The sequence below is a fragment of the Paenibacillus terricola genome, from assembly GCF_014779765.1.
GTDB lineage: Bacteria > Bacillota > Bacilli > Paenibacillales > Paenibacillaceae > Paenibacillus_T > Paenibacillus_T terricola.
Map to the genome: position 1 here is coordinate 256,158 of NZ_JACXZA010000003.1, position 20,328 is coordinate 276,485.

Below are 20,328 nucleotides of genomic sequence, written 5' to 3' on the forward strand. Positions count from 1 at the left end.
AGTCCCTCTGCATTATTGGGATACCGGAAGCTTGGCTTTGATCCAATCCAAGTATCCGCCTTTGACGTTAAGCACGTCTTTCAAACCGCCAGCCTGCAGCAAGCTTGCTGCAATAGACGAACGCGCGCCGCTGCGACATTGAACGACATAGGTTTTTTCTTTAGGCAATTCGTGCAGCCGTTCCGGCAATGTTCCAAGCATAAGATGCAAGGCTCCCGGAATATTGCCTTCCTCCCACTCGCTCTGATTGCGTACGTCCACCAGACAGTATCGGTCATCCTCGAGCAGCGAATGAAGCAGATGCACATCGATTTCCGAATAGCTCTCGTTGTGCTCGGGATCAACCAGAGCGACGAAAGGCTCTATGACGCCGACAACGCGATCCAAACCGATGGAAGCGAGCATCTGTCTTATATTCGGCACGTCGGCTCCGCCGGCCAGCAGAACGATATCTTTATCGTAGTCCAGCAGCCAACCCGCCCAATTGACCAACGATTTGTTATAAGGAATGTTGATTGCTCCTTCATAGTGAGCACGGGCAAATTCGATGGAAGGACGCGTATCGACTAGCAAAGGGTCTGAACCGAATTTGCCCAATTCGCTTACATTGCCGATATAATCGATGTCCTCCGTTCGCACGATAGCCGGTCCGACTTTATTGATGTGCTTCATCCTGGCAAAATACTTCGGAGGCTCCGGCTGGCCTGCAAGCAGCTCCCGGACGAAGCTCTCCTCATCGTCCATCTTCAACGCCCAATTGTTCCGCTTCTCGTAACCGACCGTGGACGATGGAACTGCGCCAAGCGCTTTGCCGCAGGCGCTACCCGCTCCGTGAGCCGGCCATACCTGAAGAAAGTCGGGAAGTGCCTTGAACTTCTTTAGCGACTGGAACATTTGTCTAGCTCCGGTTTCAGACGTGCCCACGATGCCGGCCGCTTTCTCCAGCAAATCCGGTCTGCCGATATCGCCGACAAACACGAAATCCCCGCTGAAGATTCCCATAGGCTCTTCTGCCCCGCCTCCCAAGTCAGTCAAGAGGAAGGAGATGCTTTCCGGCGTATGGCCAGGCGTATGAAGCACCTCGAATTTCAAATTGCCGATGCGAAACTCGCTGCCTTCCTTAAGCAGCACATGGTTCACTTCGTTCAAATATTGGTATTTCCAATTCTCATCGCCTTCATCCGACAAATACAGCTCAGCTCCGCATTGGACGCCTAGCTGCTTGGCTCCTGATACAAAATCGGCATGGATATGCGTCTCCGTCGCCGCCGTTATGCGCAAGCCTTCCTTCTTCGCAGCTTCCAGATAAGGCTTCACGTTGCGTGCCGGATCGACCACAATAGCTTCGCCAGTTCTTTGGCAGCCTACCAGATATGACATATGCGCAAGATTCTCATCAAAAAACGAGCGGATGAACATAAGATCAAGCCCCTTTGTTATTCTTCGCATGCTTATGAACAACTTCCAATAACGTCTCGAAATATCGGAACCCGCTTACAAGCGCTGGATTTTTCAATAGCTTGAAGATACGCATAATCGAAATCTTGGAATAGGGTTGTTCATTGCGGTAGCGCAAATTGGTCTCGGCCAAGATGTCCGTTCCTTCTTGAACGAGAGGCAGCTCCTTAAGGCTTCCCGCAAGATAGGCCAGCGACTGCTTGTCCGTTACGACCTGTTTGACGAATGAAGCTGCTTCCTCCGCCTTCTCAAGCGATTCGACAAGCAAGGGAAGCTTATGCGTCAATGCAAGGATCGCAGATGCGTGCTCGCCGGACAGCTGAAGACTGTTCCACTTGTCCTCCGCTTCGTCTGCTAATGCGCTCAAGGACGACTTGTCGCTGAGCACATGACGTACGAACGCCGTTTTGTCCTCGAGCATTTGCAGCGCGTCCGTAAGCTCGGGCAGCTTATTAATCAGATAAAGAAGCGATTCTTTGTGCTCGGGGCTTTCCAATATCGCCTTGATTTGAGCATCCGTAGTTAGATCAGCCATTAGGCATCCTCCTTGTTAACGCAGATTTACATAAGTCCGCGCAGCATTCCGTTCCAGTACATGATCGGGAGAAGGTTCCTTTTCATCAAATACATGCTCACCCGCTCCTGCGACTGGTCGATCGGGAACGATTCGGCTGGGTTTTTATCATAATCGAATTCGGCAAGCACCAGTTTGTTATAGCCGGTCACGAGCGGACATGATGTATAACCGTCGTAGTGGGCCTTTGGTTCTTTGCCATTCATCAGCGACAGCAGATTGGCTGCGACCGTCGGCGCTTGTTTGCGTATGGCCGCTCCCGTCTTCGACGTCGGAAGATTGGAACAGTCGCCCGCGCCGAATACGTTCGGATATTTGTTATGCTGGAGCGTGTGCTTGTCTACGTCGACCCATCCGTCTTTGTCCGCAAGCGGGCTGCTTGCGATAAACGGGAACGGCCCCATCGGCGGCGTGACATGGATCATATCGTAATGAAGCGATAACGTTTCTTTCGTGTCCAAGTTCTGGAATGTCGCTTTCCGGCCTTCTCCGTCGATACCGATAAGTTCGACCCTGAACTTGGTGTCGATTTTCTTTCTTTCGACGACTTGATCGAGCGTATCCGCATAGCGCTTGACAGCGAAAATATTCGGCAAACCGGATGCGAATACAACGCGGCTCTTCGCTCGCACGCCCGATTTGCGGAAATAATCATCCGCCAAATACATAATTTTTTGCGGAGCGCCGCCGCACTTCACCTGCGTGCTCGGCTGCGTGAATATCGCCGTTCCGCCCTTGAAATTTCGGATATTGTCCCAAGTGCTCTGCACGTATTCGGGAGAATAATTGCTGCATACTCCGTTTTTGCCGATTGACTCTTTCAGGCCCGGCACTTTATCCCAATAAATTTGCAGCCCCGCCGCTACGACCAAATAATCGTAAGCAATCGCGCCACTGCTGCGCGTAAGAAGCCGATTGTCATCCGGGCGGATTTCCGTAACGGCATCCTGAATCCAATTGACGCCATCGGGTATGAAATCAGCCTGTTCCCGAACCGAATCCTCCAGCTTGGCGGCACCCCCTCCGACCAGCGTCCAGAGCGGCTGGTAATAATGCTTGCTCGACGGATCGATGATTACGATTTGATCTTTCAAATGCGGAGCGCTTCGAATCAGTCTAGCCGCGATGGAAACGCCGGCCGAGCCGGCCCCGATTATTGCAACCTTTGCATGATGAGTGAAGTCCATGGTTACAGCCTCCCCATTGGGTTTGAATTGTTGTGATAGGTCTATCGTACAGGAAAAGCTCCGTTATACCCATAGGGGTATTCCCTCATATTTAAAGTAGTCTTCGAATCATAGAATACTAGTCTATGACTTCGATAAGCGATCTACGCTATACCCTGTTTTGACCCTTATGAGGCCCCACCAAACAACAAAAAAGCACGCCAGCTAATTGGCGTGCTTCAAATTTGTTGTTTGGTGGAGTATAGGCGATTCGAAGCCCTGGCCTATTAGCTGCCAACGACTCGCTCTACCACCATTGGCTACTACACTGTAAGATAGATTTCCTTGAAGAGTACCGTTTTTACTCTGTACGTAACCAGCCTCGCTGTTGCAGGACTGGCAAGAACAAATCAACAAAGTGGATATGCCCCAATATTCACCTGAAAAATGACCTTTACAACACTGTTTCTGAGCTTAGACGACTGACAACCAATTGTCCTTCGATTTGCTGGGGGTTGCGAAGCAGGTTGAAGATCGGGCAAACCTGCTCGATCGCTTGATGGAGCGCCTGCAATGTTTCCTCTGACTCTTCGGATTCTATTATTAATTTGTAGTGAATGTTATGAGGGTAAATCGGGATATGCTCGTATCCCGGACGACCAGCTAGTGGGTGCATCTCCCCTGTCACTTCTACTTCAAGCGAGTGTAGCGACACTTGTCTGTCAGCTGCTTGGATTAATGCGATGTGCGTCAAGCAGCTTCCCAACACCCCAAGCTGAAGCTCAGGCGAAGAGGGGCCTAGATTATAGCCCGCGAAATCCGGTGGACTGTCGCTTATGACTTGGAAATCACGAATTCGGATTTCCCGAACACCACTTCTTCCCGACGCTCTTACCTTAGCGCTGAGAGCGTTAACTTGATCCGGCTGTTTCTCTGCTTGAACTCTACGAGTTAGAAGTGCTTCCCTTTTCTCTTTCAAGTATTCATTTAAGGTTCCCATTCTTCTATCCCCTTTACTAAGTTTAGAACGCAGGAACAACCGCTACTCCGTATTTCTCTTCAATAAATTTCTTCACTTCCGGTGTTGTTAACGCCTCGTCTAACTTCTTAATCTCATCACGGTTCTCGTCCCCGCTTCTTACAACGATGACATTCGCGTATGGCGAATTTGCGTCTTCCCTGAACAATGCGCTCTGCGGATCGATCTTAGCCTCCAGAACCAAGTTTGTATTAATGATCGCTCCGTCCAGATCCGGCAGAGATCTTGGCAATGTTGCGGAATCAGCTTCTACGAACTTGAGCTTTTTCGGATTGTCGATAATATCCTTCGGAGTAGCTTCGTAAGTCGTTAGCCCGTCTTTGAGCTTGATTAGACCCTGCTGCTGCAGGAGAACGAGAGCACGATATTCATTGGATGGATTGTTCGGAATGCCGATTGTGGCTCCTTCTTTGATTTCGTCCTTGGATTTGAGCTTGCTCGAGTAGAAGCCGATTGGCTCCACATGAACTTTTGTCGTCACGACGAAGTTGTAGCCCTTCTCGTCTTTGACGGAGTCCAAATAAGGAACGTGTTGGAAGTAGTTGGCATCGATCTGCTTTTCCTGCAATGCCGGATTCAACTGCCCTTCATCGTCGAGTACTTTGATCTCCAGATTAATGCCTTCCTCTTTAAGCTTAGGCTTGATGAACTCCAAAATCTCGGCATGAGGTACAGCTGCCGCTCCGACTTTTAATGTGACTTCTTTAACCGGCTCGGAGGCGGACGAGGACGTACTGTCGCTCGGATTTTGATTAGCAGAAGCTTGCTCGGAATTATTGCTGGAGGACCCGTTGTTATTCGAACCGCAAGCAGCAGCCACTAAGCTCACAACAAACAGTAAGGCAACAAGAACAACCAATCTTTTCTTAGACATTTTCTCTCCTACTTTCTATTTTTGTATGTAAAATTATTAAGACCTCAAATCGCTCTTCCCCGCAAACCAGCATTATTCGAGCTTGTAACGCCTGTTGTAAATGGACTTCGATATCCCGTCGCCGGTCCACTGGATCGATTGAATCAGAAGGATGATGACCAAGACGGTGGCAAACATAATATCCTCCCGGAATCGTTGGTAACCGAAGCGAATCGCTAGACTTCCAAGTCCGCCAGCCCCAATTGCTCCGGCAACTGCTGTTAATTCGGTAATTCCGATGATGGCAATGGTTACGCCTCGCACAAGCGCAGGCAGCGCTTCAGGAATGAGAACCCGGAAGATGATTGTAATGGGCGAAGCGCCAACCGCGATCGCCGCCTCAATCTTCCCTGCTCCTACTTCCTTCAACGAATTCTCCACGATACGTCCCAGGAAAGGGGCCGCACCGATCGATAACGCAACGATAGCTGCGGTGGGACCAAGCGATGTTCCTACGATCAGACGCGCTAATGGAAGCAACAGCACGATCAGGATAATAAACGGAATCGATCGAACACCGTTGATGAGGAAGCTAATCATCTTGTTGATAGGCACGGACTGTAGGACATGCCCTTTGTCGGTTACAACAAGCAGAATACCGAGGGCCAACCCCAATAAAAGGGCGAAGAAAGATGACCAAGCCACCATATAGAGCGTCTCTCGAAGAGCTTCCCAGAGGAGTTCAAATAAATCGTTTTTCATATTCCCTCCCCCAGTCCTTCGATTAATCCTCGTCTAGCACGATACTGCTCCATAACGCCTACGAATCTTCGTGCGGTATCGCTCTTCGGGTTCAAGAACAATTTGGCGACTGGACCGGTCTCCACGATTCTCCCATTCTCGATGACGGCCATGCTATCGCATATATGCTGGAGAACTTCCAATTCGTGAGTAATCAGCACGATCGTCAGCTTCAACTGGCGGTTAATGTCCTTTAGCAGTTCCAGAATGGAATAGGTAGTCTCTGGATCGAGAGCCGAAGTCGCTTCATCGCTTAGCAGTACATCTGGATCATTCGCGAGCGCGCGGGCAATGCCAACCCGCTGCTTCTGCCCCCCGCTAAGTTGCGCCGGATATGCCTCTTCCTTGTCGGACAGCTTAACCAAGTCAAGAATCTCCCGGACTCGCTGTCGAATTCGCTCCCTTGGATGACCTGCGACCACGAGCGGAAACGCAACATTCTGATAAACGGTTTTACCATCCAGCAGATTAAAATGTTGAAAGATCATACCGATCTTTTGCCTAGCTTTGCGAAGTCTACGACCACTCAATTGCGTAATATCTTCGCCTCCGATCCAGATACGCCCCGAATCCGGTTCCTCCAGTCGGTTCATGCATCGGATCAGCGTGGATTTGCCAGCTCCGCTAACTCCGATAATGCCAAAAATTTCGCCTGTGGCAATCTGTAAATCGATGCGGTCCAGCGCTGAGACGCTTCCTTTTGTCGTCAGGTAGGTTTTGCTCAGTTGCTCCACGAGAATCAAATCGTCACCTCCTTATACAAATAAAAAAAACTAAGCCTTTCCCCCTTCATTGAAGGACGAATACTTAGTTTCCAGATATCTGGTCAGCTTAATGATACATATTAAATTCTTATTATTCCGATGTGCTTATATTAATTTAATTCATTTTTCACAAGGTGTCAATATCTTCCCAAAAAAGGCACCTTTTAATTATACTATTCTTACTATTCACACAAAACCACTTGGATTTAGGAGGTTTATCATGAGCATCGCAACACGCCAAATGAAACTATCGGCATATTTGGTTGGTACCGGAATGCATGTCGCCTCATGGAGGCTGCCGCAGGCTCTCGCAGGTGCCAGCATTGACATCGACTACTACAAGAAGCTTGTAAGAACAGCCGAAAAAGGGAAATTCGATATCGCGTTTCTAGCTGACAGCCTAGCGATCAATGAAGTTTCTCATCCCAACATTCTAAACCGTTACGAGCCGATCACTCTTATCGCTGCTTTAGCCGGCAGCACGGAGCAAATCGGCATTGTCGCCACAGCATCTACCTCCTACATCGAGCCTTTCAACCTCGCTCGTCTGTTGATGTCCGTCGATCATATTAGCAAGGGCCGGGCTGGCTGGAACATCGTCACGACCCGCGATTTATCAGGCAACACTGCGAGAAATTTCAGTGCCGAGGATCATCTTGAGCATGGATTCCGCTATCGAAGGGCTAATGAGTTCATTGATGTGGTGCTCGGATTGTGGGATAGCTGGGAGGACAACGCTTTTATCCACGATAAGGAGAACGGCGTGTTCTTTGATCGCAACAAGCTTCATCGGCTCCAGCACAAGGGAGAGTTCTTCTCTGTAGAAGGTCCTCTGAATATCGGCCGTTCCCCCCAAGGGCGCCCCGTACTTGTTCAAGCCGGCGTCTCCGATTCCAGGCAAGAACTCTCTTCCCGAGTAGGGGAGATCATCTTCTCGATCAAGTACGATTTCGACGATGCGAGGGCTTACTATGATGCCTTCAAGAACAAAGTGGACGCGGCAGGACGGAATCCGGATCAAGTTTATATTCTACAAGGCATCTCCCCCATTATCGGCTCTACAGAAGAAGAAGCAAGAGAGAAGAGAAGCCGGCTAGAGTCCCTCATTCCCGAAGAAACCGGCATCGGTTTTCTATCCGATTATTTCCAAGGCTTCGTCGATTTCACCGGTTTTACTTTAGACGACCGGGCTAAGGATGCCGGACTAGATCGCCTCCCGATGACAAAGACCGATTACTTAAAGCATCAGCCGGTTATTTCCCGGATCAATCCGACTCTACGCGAGGTTTACTCCCTGCTCACCGGATCGTTCAGCAGCGACCATCTGGTCGGTACCCCTGAGAAGATTGCCGACACTTTAGAGTATTGGTTCCGTAACCGCGCTGCTGACGGCTTTATGCTGATGGCGCCTTCGTTACCTGACGGATTGGAGGATTTCGTCGAGCAAGTCGTCCCCATTTTGCAGAAGCGAGGCTTATTCCGACTCGAGTACACCGGCTCTACCTTGAGGGAGCATCTTGGCCTTCCGTTTCCGGCAAACCGTTACGCTTGATCTCGTAACAGCCATTATAATAAATCGATGCTTTGCACAGAACCGATATACTCGTATTTATATATTTTACCTGCTGTACCTGACGGAATTGCTCGGAGCTTCCCTTTCTTCACAAGACCCTGGCAGTACTTACCGTCTGCTTGTGGACCTCAAGTTCGTCAGCCGCTTTCGACGGACTGATGATACGATGATATCGAATCGCCAATTGCATCAACTGACGTTCGATTTTGATATATTTGCGATGATCCATCCCATTCTTCCCTCCCGCTGCCGCTAGATAAGGGGCTAGAATGCTCCGAACCATGGCGAGCACGAAGGATGGATTCTCTTTCATTTCATCCAGCGCTATCGAGATTACATAACAATCTTGGGATTGAAGAAACAATCCTCTATTCAAATCCATTCGATATTTCGAGCGATCCGTGCCATGCGAACCATAGTCCATAATTTCGATGACGAACCGCAGACTCCCTATGATCCACATAAAGTCTACGAAATACGACCGCCCCCGCCAATCTTTAACCTCATATTCCGGATATAAGCCATCAAAATGCCCTATAAGCTCCCACCATATTTGTTCCGCAAACATTCGATTACCGAAGCCATGACCTCTCTTCAGAGTATCTTTTCGCTCCCCATGGCGTTTGGACATATGTGTCTTAATCCACAACTCATGTTCGATCTCGAAACTCAGACTGCATCACCTCTCCCGACTAACAAAATAAGCCCCGATTCCCTTCACGCTAGAAAGGAAACCGGGGCGTGCTTCGCCACATTTAACTTGCATACGCCAATCATACCGAAATAAACCCTCATGAAGCAACTATCTTTGCGGCGAAAAGCGGCCTTGTATGGGACTATATACGATATTTCATACAAAACCTTTGCGATCGTCCATCCCGCGCGCTGATTTGTATGATATTTCGTTCAAACCCTCTGCGATCGCCCATCCCGTACTCCGCTTGACGAAGCCCATCCTTCGCAGACTTAGCGGTAGATTCAAACGCCGTGCTCGTCCATTCGATGTCTACTCTTCGAAGCCTTTCACCCACTCCCTTAGGGGGATGTATGAATCCTTATTGTAGGCTGAAGAAGCCCATCCTTCGCAGACTTTAGCGGTAGATTCAGACGCCGTGCTCCTTCGTTCGATGATTCTCGTGATGCTTACTCATCCACTTCGTCCGCGCGGGCGAACCCATTAGGGGTTCTCACCCCTAAGCCTAGCCCACCAAATAAAATAAGTCCACGAAATATATCGTGGACCTGTTTATTTTATTATGGTGGAGCCTAGGGGGTTTCATCTTGCTCAGCACGATGATCCATCATGGGATGTATGAATCCTTATTGTAGGCTGTCGAAGCTTATCCTTCGCAGATTTTAGCGGTAGATTCAGACGCCGTGCTCCTCCGTGAAGCTTACTCATTTGACGCCTACTCATTCACTCCGTCCGCGCGGGCGAACCCCATTAGGGGTTCTCACCCCTAGGCAGTCCCCAAATTAACAGAAAACCACGTCCAATGGACGTGGTTTGATTGTTTATTTGGTGGAGCCTAGGGGGTTCGAACCCCTGACCTCGTCGCTGCCAGCGACGCGCTCTCCCAGCTGAGCTAAGGCCCCGTGGGCTGCATACAGCAGCCAAATGTCGTCAATAGGAAAATATTAGCACGCAGCATTGAAAAGTGTCAATCATCATCCTTCCCACTTCTCAGACGCAAATCACGCTGCTTCATTACTCCTTCTTCGACCCGCCTATCGCGCCCGAACCACCCGATAATGGATGCTTGGACAGCAGCGTATTCAGTTCCTTCATGAACATATCGATGTCCTTGAATTGGCGGTATACCGATGCGAAGCGGACGTATGCGACTTCGTCAACGGGATATAACTGCTCCATCACAAGCTCGCCGATGATGCGGCTTTCGATCTCGGCATGAGCAGTCGTACGCAGCTCCTTCTCGACTTCAGAGACGACAACTTCGAGTCGTTCTGCCGGAACCGGACGTTTCTCGCATGCGCGAATCAGACCGCGCAATAGCTTCTCGCGACTGAATTCTTCGCGGCTTCCGTCTTTCTTAATAACGATGAGCGGCGTTTCTTCGATCATCTCGAAGGTTGTGAAACGGCGACTGCACTTCTCGCACTCACGTCTGCGACGAATCGATTTGTTCTCGTTAGCCGGCCTCGAATCAAGCACCTTGGAGCCGGCATAATCACAATATGGACATCTCATTTGGGAATCCTCCAAGACGCTAGGTCAACTTTTTTTGAAATTCCAAAGGTTACCTGTAATGAAGTTCACAATAACGCACATAATACAGTTACCAACCGCAAGGAGGTGAACGACAATGAGCCAAGGTAACAGTAACCAACTGGTTGTACCACAAGCTTCCGCAGCGCTCGACCAACTGAAATACGAGGTTGCAGCCGAACTGGGTATCTCCCTTTCGCAAGACGGCTACTATGGTAACCTCACGACTAAAGACGCTGGTTCCATCGGGGGCAGCATTACGCGTAAACTCGTGCAAATCGCTGAGCAATCGCTCGCAGGCACGACTCGCTAATATCTTCTAGACATGCTTGGGACAGCCTATCAAGACGTGCATAACGTCTTGGTGGGCTTGTCCGAGGCTTTATTGCATTTGACCCCGACCTTCACCCTTCATAGACGATGCCGCACTTGCGCGTTTCGTCCTCCTAACCGACTTCCTGGTCAGCGAACTCCGGATATAGCCGCTTATATTTATTATAATAATAAAAGACCCGTTGTACATAGTGCCGCGTCTCGCCGTACGGAATATCGCTTACCGATTCTTTGGTGCCATCCCACGTGCCGTTGTTCAGCCACTTGCTTACATTTCCCGGTCCTGCATTATAAGCTGCCACTACAACGGTTGTATTGCCATCAAACTGTCTATGCAAGCTGCTCAAATACCACGATCCAATCTGGATGCTTACGTCAGCGCGGTGCCGCAGCGTGTCTTCCGATACATTCGAGAATCCTGCCTTCTGAATGACCCAATCAGCCGTATCCGGCATTATCTGCATCAAGCCGAGTGCGCCTTTCTTGGAATCCTTGCCGGTCGAGTAATTGGTCTCCACCCGTATGATCGCTGCAATGAGCAGCGGATCAAGATCGTAATTCAACGCGCTGGCCCGTATATCTGCTTGGTAATGAATCGGATACATCCATTTGCCTATCCAATCCGATCGGATGAACAGGAATGCAAGGAACCCTATAATGAGCAGCAGAAACAGTCGTTTTCGCTTCCGACGTCGTCTCATAATTACAGCCCCTTCTACTTACTCCTAAGCAGTTCCCACAGCAGCTGAACCTGCTTCCGAGTCTCCTCCAGCGTTCCGCTGTTATCAATGACCCAGTCGGCCAACCTGCGCTTCTGCTCGATGTCCATCTGCAGTCCAATTCGTCGTTCTGCTTCTTCTGCCGCCAGCCCGTTGCGATTCATGAGTCGCTCGCGCTGCACTTCATGCGGTACATAGACGACGATGACTCCCGCATATGACGATTGCTGCTCTGTCTCATATAGCAGAGGAATGTCCGCAACAACAATCGGATCAACTGCCAGCCGCTCAGCCTGCTCCATCTGCTCGCGCATACGTTTGCGGATTGCCGGGTGGGTGATAGCCTCCAGCTCGCGCAGACGTTCAGCTTGTCCAAACACAATGCTGCCAAGCGCCGGCCTATTCAGTGTTCCATCCTCACTCAGCACAGCTTGTCCGAACTTCTCCGCAATCGCTTGCAGCGCCGGCTCGCCTGGAAGAACGACCTCTCTGGCCACCCGGTCGGCATCAACGATATGTGCGCCAAGCTCAGTGAGCATTGCAGATACTGTGCTCTTGCCGCAGGCGATGCCGCCGGTTAACCCGATTCTCATACTTGTACCCCTCTCGTCAGACCGCTAGAACAGCTTTATAATTCCCATCACAATAAGCATCATTCCGGGCAGCGCGGACAATGTCTGCATGCCCCGCCAGCCCGCATATTTGAACCCGACACGCATCCCTGCAACCAGAAACACTGCACTAGACAATGCAATAACAACTGCTGTCACAGTTGGCTGAAGACCGATCATAGCCGCTCCGAGACCTGCGCCGAAAGCGTCGAATGACAGCGCAACACCAAGCAGCAGCGCCTCCGATGCAGAGATGCTTCCCGACTTATCTACGTCAGCCACTTGCGGCTTACGCAAAATTTGAATCACGATACCAAGCTGCTTCAGCTCTAAACTTACGAGCGTCTTACCGCTGGCTGCATCATATTCAGACTCCACGGATACGATCGCAGCTTCAGCCGTCGGTTCGTTCTCGGCCTCTTCCTGTGCGCGGTCCCGCTCCCGATTACGCTTTAACTGCAGCAGCGCCCATAAGCCTATCGCAATGAGAATAGATGCACCAATAATACGGGCAACAACTGGCGACAAATAATCTGTAATAAAACCGCCAACCGCCATCGACAACCAGATCACAATGCCGGATAAGCAGGCGATAATAATTACAGAAACAATTGGAATTCGGATGCGCCGCAGTCCATACGTTACGCCAACGCCGAAGCCGTCAAGGCTGACGGCGAATGACAGCAGCAGCAGTGATGCCAAATGCGCGAACAACCGTTGTCCCTCCCCGCAGAGGATCGTTCCAATCTCAAGCTGACCATGATGCGAACAGCTGTGCGTGGAACAATCGCCTATGTCGATAGACCATCATATGCGGGGATATCGCGCATGTGCTAACCGCACAGAGAGGCGGAAAGCGGCAATACATCCTTAATGAATTTTGGGTGAACTGCCTTTCGGCCGTTCTTGACGTCCTGCCTTCTGGGCAGAAGCGTTGCGCGGCTTCGGCTGGCATTTCGGACAAATATGCGTACCGCGGCCGCCGACTACAAACTTCTCAATCGTCGTGCCGCATGTCTGGCATGGCTCTCCGCCGCGACCATATGCGAGCAGCGAGTGTTGGAACATACCCATCTCGCCTTGTCCATTCACATACGACTTGATGGATGATCCGCCCGCTTCTACCGCTCTGCCGAGCGTATCGCGAATCGCGTCATACAACTTCGACCACTCCGCAGCTTTAAGCGTATCCGCTGTCCGCTCTGGGTGGAGTCCTGCTTGGAACAGCGCTTCATCGACATAGATGTTGCCAAGACCTACGATATACGCTTGGTCCAGCAGCAGCGGCTTTAATTTCGTTGTCCGTTTGCTAAGCGTTTCACGAAGCGACTGCAGCGTGAACGCCTCGCCCAATGGCTCTAATCCAAGCTTATTCAGCGGAGGCATTACCCATTCCTCGCCTCGCGTGAATAAGTCCATCGTGCCGAACTGTCTAACATCCTTATATCGAAGCTCTGTACCGTCGGTAAAATGAAAAATCACATGCGTATGCGTCTCCACCGGCTCGTCCGATGGATAGACACCATACCGTCCCTCCATCCGCAGATGGGAGACGAGAATAAGATCGTCCATGACGATCCTTATAAATTTACCCCGCCGCTCTACCGAGCGAATCGTCTGTCCGGCAAGTGCACCGGCGAATTCGACAGGCTCGGAGGGGCGTCTTATTATACGCGGCAAACTCACTGTAACTTCAGTGATGGTCTTGCCTGCGACTAATTGATTCAATGTTCGGCAGACTGTCTCTACCTCTGGCAATTCTGGCATGTTGTCTTCACCTCAATGCCCATTATACCGTATCCGTACGTGTAGTTGGATGGTACATAACATTTTGGCAGATACCAATTGACACCTTTGTCGTAACTACTTCGCTTCATACCAGCTATGACCGTAGCTGACGTCTGCTTTCAGCGGTACATCCAATTCGATCGCGCTCTCCATAACGTCCGGCACGAGCTTCTTCATGATTTCTAATTCATCCTCAGGTACTTCGAAAACAAGTTCGTCATGCACCTGAAGCAGCATGCGGCTCTTCAATTCGCGCGTGCGAAGCTCTTGATCCATCTTCACCATCGCCAGCTTGATGATATCAGCTGCCGTTCCTTGGATCGGCGTATTCATCGCTGTCCGCTCTGCAAACGAACGAAGATTGAAGTTAGATGCCTTGATCTCTGGCAGATAACGGCGACGTTCCAGAAGCGTCGTCACATAGCCGTCGCGACGAGCCTGCATCACGATATCATCCATATACTTACGAACGCCTTGGAATGCGACAAAATACTGCTCGATAAACTGTGCCGCTTCCTTCCGCGTAATGCCGAGGTTGTTCGAAAGACCGAAGTCGCTGATGCCGTACACAATACCGAAGTTAACGGCCTTCGCTTGGCGGCGCATGTTCGAGTCGACATCCTCTGGACGAACGCCAAATACGTCTGAAGCCGTCTTCGTATGGATGTCCATATCGTGCAGGAACGCTTCCTTGAGCCCGTGGTCACCCGAGATATGCGCGAGTACGCGCAGCTCGATCTGCGAATAGTCCGCTGCGAGCATGTACCAGCCCGGCTCGGAAGGTACGAATGCTTTTCGGATCTGGCGTCCTTCCTCCAGACGAATCGGAATGTTCTGCAGGTTCGGGAACTGACTGCTCAGGCGGCCTGTTGCCGCAATCGTCTGCCGGTAGAACGTATGAATATGTCCGGTATTCGGACGAATCTCCTTCAGCAGTCCTTCAACATAGGTCGATTGCAGCTTGGACAGCTGACGGTACATCAGAATCGACGGGATAATATCATGGTACGGCGCCAATTCTTCGAGCACGTCCGCATCTGTGGAATATCCAGTCTTCGTCTTCTTCTTCACCGGCAAACCAAGCTTCTCAAACAACACTTCGCCAAGCTGCTTAGGCGAACCGATATTAAACTCCATGCCAGCTAACTCATAAATCTTGCCTTTCAGCTCCAGCACGCGGCCTTCCAGCTCTGCGCCAAGCTGTTCGATAACGGATGCATCAGCTCTAATGCCTTGCAATTCCATGCCAGCAAGTACACGTGACAACGGCTGCTCCAGGTCATAATACAGCTTGTACATGCCAGAGCGCTCCAGCTCTGTACGCTGCTTATCCGCCAGACGGCGTACGGCATCCGCTTTAGCCGCGATAAACGCGTGCAAACCTTCGGTCTCCGGCAGCTTGAACTTCGCACCCTTGCCGAACACCGACTCGTCGGAAGCAACGCTTGGCAGACCGTATTTGCCGCATAGACCGCTTATCGTCTGTGCCGATTCCGTCGACGTCGGATCCAGCAAGTAAGCTGCAAGCTGAACGTCAAACACAATGCCGTTAATCGGCAAGCCATGCCAAGCGAGGGACAGCTCCACTCGGTGCATATCGAAGCCCGTCTTAGCCGCATCTGTTGACGCGAGCCAATCCCGGAAGAACCCGAGTGCATCCGTCTTCGCTTCATCAAGCGATATCACGTGAATCGCATCAGGCGAAGCAACTGCAATCGCAACGGTCTCGCTCTGATGCGGGTTTTCTCCTATCACTTCGCAGTAGATGCTCTCTACCTTCGGCAGCGCACAGGACAAAGATGCAAGGGCATCATCATCACCGGCTGTAACGGTAACTACGACCAGATCAGCTGCTTGTACAGCGCCTTCTGCACCAACCGCTTCACCCGTAAGATCTAGCCGCTCCATCAGCGACTTGAACTCAAGCTTGCGGAATGCTTCTGCGAGCACCGGCTTCTCATAGCCGTTGTACTTCATCTCTTCAACGCCTTGCTCCAGCGGAACTTCACGGAAGATCGTCGCCAGCTTCTTGCTCATAATGGCGTCGTCCTTGTGCTGCTCCACCTTCTCCTTCATCTTGCCTTTCAGATCACCTGAATGCTCAAGCACTTGTTCAACCGAACCATATTCATGCAGCATCTTAAGTGCAGTCTTCTCGCCGACACCCGGAATGCCCGGAATGTTATCGGACGTATCGCCCATAAGCCCTTTCAGATCAATGATCTGTAGCGGCACTAGACCGTATTTTTCTTGAATTTCAGCAGGTGAATAGCGCTCCACCTCGCTGACACCTTTGCGCGTAATCGCAACCGTTACCTTGTCGGAAGCTAACTGCAGCATATCCTTATCGCCAGACACAACAAGCGCTTCTGCGCCCTGCTCGTCCGCCATCCGCGTCAACGTACCGATAATATCGTCGGCTTCATAGCCAGACAGCTCAAACTGGCTGATACCGAACGAAGTCAGCAGCTCTTTGATAAGCGGGAACTGTTCAGACAGCTCGGAAGGCGTCTTCTGGCGTCCGCCTTTGTAATCGCCATACCCTTCGTGACGGAACGTCACTTTGCCAGCGTCGAAGGCGACCAGCATATGGGTCGGCTTCTCTTCTTCTAATAGCTTGAGCAGCATCGTAGTGAAACCGTATACTGCATTCGTATGTAATCCGCTTGCGTTCGTTAGCGGCGGCATCGCGTAGAAAGCCCGGTTAGCAATACTGTTGCCGTCGATCAAAATCCACTTTTCCATTGGCGGCATCTCTCCTGCATTTTCAATATGATGGTTCTGCCTTTTACTTCTTACTATCATACCATAAATGTGCATGGTTCTGCCGGGTCGAGCAATCTTGTTAAAAGCCAGGCTGCATCCTATTCCGTACTTTTATCCTCAACCAAATCGAATCGAAAATAGGAAGTTGGAAGATGCTCCATCGAGAGATCGATGCTTCTCTTACTATTGTTGAAATCATATTGCAGCTGCAACTTATTTACATCGCCTACTAATGATATTGACGGGTAAGGATGAACTAACTGATACCACTGCTTGTCATTTTTGCGAAACACGGCTCTCATGATCAAATCATTGCCCCAGTATCCATATACCGTTATCGTCCTAGGAACTGTGGTTACTTCAAAGACATGGTTAGGCAAATAAATAAAATTACGAAACATATCATGCATCATCATTTTCGCCGAACCTACCGGTCCGATTTGACGATCGTCATACAATTGCGATTGATTCTTGATAAACACATCGGGCATGATTCTGAGCGTCAGGTTTAAATTACTCTCTTTCACGTTGTACGAAGCAATCTCAATTGATGTATCCAAAATCTCAGTTGTCCCGATATGCTGCTTCTGGATATAACGCTTAATTAATTGATCATCTGGTATGGTTGTTACTAACATAAATTCATGTTTGATGTGAGGAACGATAACGATGCTTACAAATGGAAGACAAAATAAAATTACTGCAAGTTTGTGCTTGGAAGTTGCGGTAATTAGAACGATACCAGAGATGATCAGGAGGTATATTGCTACTAAGAGTTGAATTCCGCTCGTGAAGACAGCGATGTATGGATTTATGTATGAATAAGATCCGAGAACAATCCATAACAATAGTAAGCAAAAGTTAATTCTTATAAATACATTATTCATCATTACCCCCCTACGACCGTGACTTTATGCTATTTTCCAATTTCGCTAAGATTATATAAATATTAATAAAAACAAACAAGGCTGTTCTGCGTCACAGTGTGACGAGGAACAGCCTTGGCTCTCTTGCATGGATAATCGATCTGATTAGTTCAAATCCGGTCGTTTACCTGTTACCAGGTATACAACGCTCTCGCCGATGTTCGTCGCATGGTCAGCGATACGCTCGATGAAACGGCCAACAAAGTTGAGCTGCATCGATTGCGAGATCGTCTGCGGGTTCTCGAACATAAGTGTCCACAGCTCACGCGTGATTTGCTTATACAAGGCGTCGACGTGATCGTCGTCCTTCGCCATTTTGTAAGCGAGGCCTACATCTTCTTTCACGAACGATTGAATCGACTCGTTGATCATGACCTGTACGATTTCTGCCATGCGCGGCAGGTCGATAAGCGGCTTAATCAACGTCTGTCCTTCTAAACGGAGCGTCACCTTGGCGATGTCAAGCGACAGATCGCCCATGCGCTCCAGATCGCTTGCGATTTTGAACGCGGCCAGAATGCGGCGCAGATCCTTAGCCACCGGCTGCTGTGTAACGATCAGCTTGGAACCAAGCTCTTCGATTTTCTCTTCCAGACGATTGATCTCTGGGTCGCCGCCAATGACGCTTGTAGCACGAACAGTATCGAGCGTTTTGAGCGATTCCATCGCCTCACGCAGCGCACCTTCTACGCGTTCACCCATCTCAACGAGCATCTCGTGAAGCTGGTCCAAATAATGGTCAAACTCTTTACGTGGTGTCATCCTAATACAACTCCTTCAAGCTTAGCCGAAACGGCCGCTAATATAGTCTTCTGTCCGCTGATCCGTTGGATTGGAGAACAGTTTCTCCGTTTCGTCATACTCGACAACTTCACCATTCAAGAAGAACACCGTCTGATTCGATACACGCGCTGCTTGATGCATGTTGTGCGTTACCATAACGATCGTATAACGATCTTTCAGCTCCTGCGCCAACTCTTCAATCTTCAGCGTCGAGATCGGGTCAAGCGCGGATGTCGCTTCGTCCATCAGCAGAATGTCCGGGTTAACCGCCAATGCTCGAGCAATACAGAGACGTTGCTGCTGGCCGCCCGAGAGGCTGAATGCCGAACGCTTCAAATAATCCTTCACTTCCTCCCACAGAACAGCGGAACGAAGCGATGTTTCGACGATTTCGTCGAGCTGCTTACGGTCGCGAATGCCATGCAGACGCGGTCCGTAAGCGATGTTGTCATAGATCGATTTGGGAAAAGGATTCGGCTGCTGGAACACCATGCCGACCTTCTTGCGCAGCGTCTCCACGTCAACGTCGCCGGAATAAATATCGGTTCCCGATATCGCAATCTCGCCTTGAATGCGAGTGCCGGGAATCATATCGTTCATCCGATTAAGCGTCCGCAGCAGCGTTGACTTGCCGCAGCCCGATGGACCGATGAAAGCCGTGATTGCTTTCTCAGGAATGCGCAGCGACACATCCTTCAGCGCATGGAACGCGCCATAGAACAGATTCAGTTGATTAATTTCAATTAAGGTTTGCATCGGATGACCCCCGCGTTTGAGTATTCAAGACCAACTATTAATAAATCGTCACGAGTCGATTAAGGAAGTTCAAAAAGTCGTCTTTTGATCACGAAGTGTATCCGGAAGATTATTCGGCGTCGAAGCTTGTGTTCACCTTCGGAGTGCGGTACTCATGTAGGTTTGGCCTACACTCCGTTCCTCCTGAAGTTATTTGCGATACCTCAGGCGTTACATCCTGCGAGCAAATAACCGCTTCGCAAGCATAAGCTATTCAGATTCTCACAATCTTCTCGGTGCTGAAAACCCAACTTTTTGAACGCGTATTTTATTTAGATATGTTTGTTGTATTTGTTGCGAAGCAGAATCGCCGACAAGTTCATCAAGAGCAGCATGACGAGCAGCACGATGATGCCGGATGCAGCAAGCTCTTGGAACGAAGCCTGCGGACGCGATACCCAGTTGTAGATCTGAATCGGCATAACCGTGAACGAATCCAGCGGTCCCGTTGGCAGGAAGGCCACGAACGTCAGCGCACCGATCATGACTAGCGGCGCTGTCTCGCCGATTGCACGCGACATCGCAAGAATGACGCCTGTTAGAATGCCTGAGATACATGACGGCAGTACAGACCGCGATACAGTCTGCCATTTCGTCGCACCTAGTGCATAAGAAGCGTCACGCCGCGACTTCGGCACCGAGCGAATCGCTTCCTGCGCCGATACGATAATGATCGGCAGCACGAGCAGCGTCATGGTGAACGAACCGGCGAGCAAGCTGCGTCCCAGATGAAGCTCACGAACGAACAGCGTTAGACCAAGAATACCGTAAACGATCGATGGAACACCGGCCAGCGTACTGATATTAAGTTGAATCATTCGCGTAATCCGGTTCTTCTTCGCATATTCTTCCAGATAGATCGCAGCGCCTACACCCAGCAGGAACGATAGCGGCGTCATAATCAGCAGCATGTACAAGGAGCCCACGATCGCGGACTTCATGCCAGCCTCGCTCGCTTTGCGTGAAGGGAAGTTGTTGAACAGCTCCGGTCTGATCATATGAATTCCGTCCGTAATAATATCAATGAGCAGCGCCATTAAGGCAATGACACCGATCGACGTGGCCACCAGGAAAAGCAGCTTCAGAGAGAAGTCGATGCGCCGGCGTCCGGCGATCTGCTTGCGATTGGCATCTATAAAAATTGAAGACATC

Annotated in this window: 20 protein-coding genes and 1 tRNA gene; 2 read left to right on the forward strand and 19 right to left on the reverse strand. The window is 50.2% G+C overall.

Going from position 1 to position 20,328, the window contains the following annotated elements; genetic code table 11:
- Window positions 1-12: 12 nt before the first annotated feature.
- The 7 genes from H8B09_RS13360 to H8B09_RS13390 all read right to left on the reverse strand — a co-directional run bounded on the left by H8B09_RS13360 (window position 13) and on the right by H8B09_RS13390 (window position 6,634).
- Window positions 13-1,419 (reverse strand): MBL fold metallo-hydrolase, encoded by a 1,407-nt coding sequence (locus H8B09_RS13360; RefSeq protein WP_191204030.1) that lies wholly within the window; start codon window positions 1,417-1,419, stop codon window positions 13-15.
- Between the two features lie 4 nt (window positions 1,420-1,423).
- Entirely contained in the window at window positions 1,424-1,993 is a 570-nt protein-coding gene (locus H8B09_RS13365; protein WP_191204031.1) for a hypothetical protein, read from the reverse strand.
- A gap of 26 nt (window positions 1,994-2,019) precedes the next feature.
- Entirely contained in the window at window positions 2,020-3,219 is a 1,200-nt protein-coding gene (locus H8B09_RS13370) for an NAD(P)/FAD-dependent oxidoreductase (RefSeq protein WP_191204032.1), read from the reverse strand.
- A gap of 433 nt (window positions 3,220-3,652) precedes the next feature.
- The gene (locus H8B09_RS13375; protein WP_191204033.1) at window positions 3,653-4,198 is read right to left on the reverse strand and encodes an OsmC family protein; all 546 of its coding nucleotides are present in this window, start codon (window positions 4,196-4,198) and stop codon (window positions 3,653-3,655) included.
- 22 nt (window positions 4,199-4,220) lie between these two features.
- Complete coding sequence (locus H8B09_RS13380) at window positions 4,221-5,111, reverse strand: MetQ/NlpA family ABC transporter substrate-binding protein (RefSeq protein ID WP_191204034.1); 891 nt, start codon at window positions 5,109-5,111, stop codon at window positions 4,221-4,223.
- A gap of 72 nt (window positions 5,112-5,183) precedes the next feature.
- Window positions 5,184-5,852 (reverse strand): methionine ABC transporter permease, encoded by a 669-nt coding sequence (locus tag H8B09_RS13385; protein ID WP_191204035.1) that lies wholly within the window; start codon window positions 5,850-5,852, stop codon window positions 5,184-5,186.
- Window positions 5,849-6,634: a methionine ABC transporter ATP-binding protein gene (locus H8B09_RS13390; protein WP_191204036.1), complete on the reverse strand. Its 786-nt coding sequence runs from the start codon at window positions 6,632-6,634 to the stop codon at window positions 5,849-5,851. The genes H8B09_RS13385 and H8B09_RS13390 overlap by 4 nt, the downstream gene beginning before the upstream one ends.
- 241 nt (window positions 6,635-6,875) lie before the next feature.
- On the opposite strand from H8B09_RS13390, the gene H8B09_RS13395 reads away from it, so the two are divergent.
- Complete coding sequence (locus tag H8B09_RS13395) at window positions 6,876-8,207, forward strand: LLM class flavin-dependent oxidoreductase (protein WP_191204037.1); 1,332 nt, start codon at window positions 6,876-6,878, stop codon at window positions 8,205-8,207.
- A gap of 109 nt (window positions 8,208-8,316) precedes the next feature.
- Here the strand turns inward: H8B09_RS13395 and H8B09_RS13400 are convergent, their stop codons facing one another.
- The 3 genes from H8B09_RS13400 to nrdR all read right to left on the reverse strand — a co-directional run bounded on the left by H8B09_RS13400 (window position 8,317) and on the right by nrdR (window position 10,437).
- A complete protein-coding gene (locus H8B09_RS13400) occupies window positions 8,317-8,859 on the reverse strand; it encodes a hypothetical protein (protein WP_224753578.1) in 543 nt (180 codons plus the stop codon).
- An 889-nt stretch (window positions 8,860-9,748) separates the two neighbouring features.
- Window positions 9,749-9,824, reverse strand: a tRNA-Ala gene (locus tag H8B09_RS13405).
- Between the two features lie 112 nt (window positions 9,825-9,936).
- Window positions 9,937-10,437, reverse strand: coding sequence for a transcriptional regulator NrdR (gene nrdR / locus H8B09_RS13410; RefSeq protein WP_191204038.1), 501 nt, complete (start codon window positions 10,435-10,437; stop codon window positions 9,937-9,939).
- A gap of 115 nt (window positions 10,438-10,552) precedes the next feature.
- On the opposite strand from nrdR, the gene H8B09_RS13415 reads away from it, so the two are divergent.
- Window positions 10,553-10,768, forward strand: coding sequence for an alpha/beta-type small acid-soluble spore protein (locus tag H8B09_RS13415; protein ID WP_191204039.1), 216 nt, complete (start codon window positions 10,553-10,555; stop codon window positions 10,766-10,768).
- A gap of 133 nt (window positions 10,769-10,901) precedes the next feature.
- On the opposite strand, the gene H8B09_RS13420 is transcribed toward H8B09_RS13415, so the two are convergent.
- The 9 genes from H8B09_RS13420 to pstA all read right to left on the reverse strand — a co-directional run bounded on the left by H8B09_RS13420 (window position 10,902) and on the right by pstA (window position 20,327).
- Window positions 10,902-11,489 (reverse strand): lytic transglycosylase domain-containing protein, encoded by a 588-nt coding sequence (locus H8B09_RS13420; protein WP_191204040.1) that lies wholly within the window; start codon window positions 11,487-11,489, stop codon window positions 10,902-10,904.
- A gap of 14 nt (window positions 11,490-11,503) precedes the next feature.
- Window positions 11,504-12,100 (reverse strand): dephospho-CoA kinase, encoded by a 597-nt coding sequence (coaE, locus tag H8B09_RS13425; RefSeq protein ID WP_191204041.1) that lies wholly within the window; start codon window positions 12,098-12,100, stop codon window positions 11,504-11,506.
- A 24-nt stretch (window positions 12,101-12,124) separates the two neighbouring features.
- A complete protein-coding gene (locus H8B09_RS13430; RefSeq protein WP_191204042.1) occupies window positions 12,125-12,832 on the reverse strand; it encodes an MntP/YtaF family protein in 708 nt (235 codons plus the stop codon).
- A gap of 156 nt (window positions 12,833-12,988) precedes the next feature.
- Window positions 12,989-13,885, reverse strand: a complete 897-nt coding sequence (gene mutM / locus H8B09_RS13435) for a DNA-formamidopyrimidine glycosylase (protein ID WP_191204043.1) — start codon at window positions 13,883-13,885, stop codon at window positions 12,989-12,991.
- A gap of 96 nt (window positions 13,886-13,981) precedes the next feature.
- Window positions 13,982-16,651, reverse strand: a complete 2,670-nt coding sequence (gene polA / locus H8B09_RS13440) for a DNA polymerase I (protein WP_191204044.1) — start codon at window positions 16,649-16,651, stop codon at window positions 13,982-13,984.
- A gap of 119 nt (window positions 16,652-16,770) precedes the next feature.
- A complete protein-coding gene (locus H8B09_RS13445; protein ID WP_191204045.1) occupies window positions 16,771-17,559 on the reverse strand; it encodes a hypothetical protein in 789 nt (262 codons plus the stop codon).
- A gap of 144 nt (window positions 17,560-17,703) precedes the next feature.
- A complete protein-coding gene (phoU, locus tag H8B09_RS13450) occupies window positions 17,704-18,360 on the reverse strand; it encodes a phosphate signaling complex protein PhoU (RefSeq protein ID WP_191204046.1) in 657 nt (218 codons plus the stop codon).
- 21 nt (window positions 18,361-18,381) lie between these two features.
- Complete coding sequence (gene pstB, locus H8B09_RS13455; protein WP_191204047.1) at window positions 18,382-19,137, reverse strand: phosphate ABC transporter ATP-binding protein PstB; 756 nt, start codon at window positions 19,135-19,137, stop codon at window positions 18,382-18,384.
- Between the two features lie 311 nt (window positions 19,138-19,448).
- Entirely contained in the window at window positions 19,449-20,327 is an 879-nt protein-coding gene (gene pstA, locus H8B09_RS13460; RefSeq protein ID WP_191204048.1) for a phosphate ABC transporter permease PstA, read from the reverse strand.
- Window position 20,328: the final 1 nt, after the last annotated feature.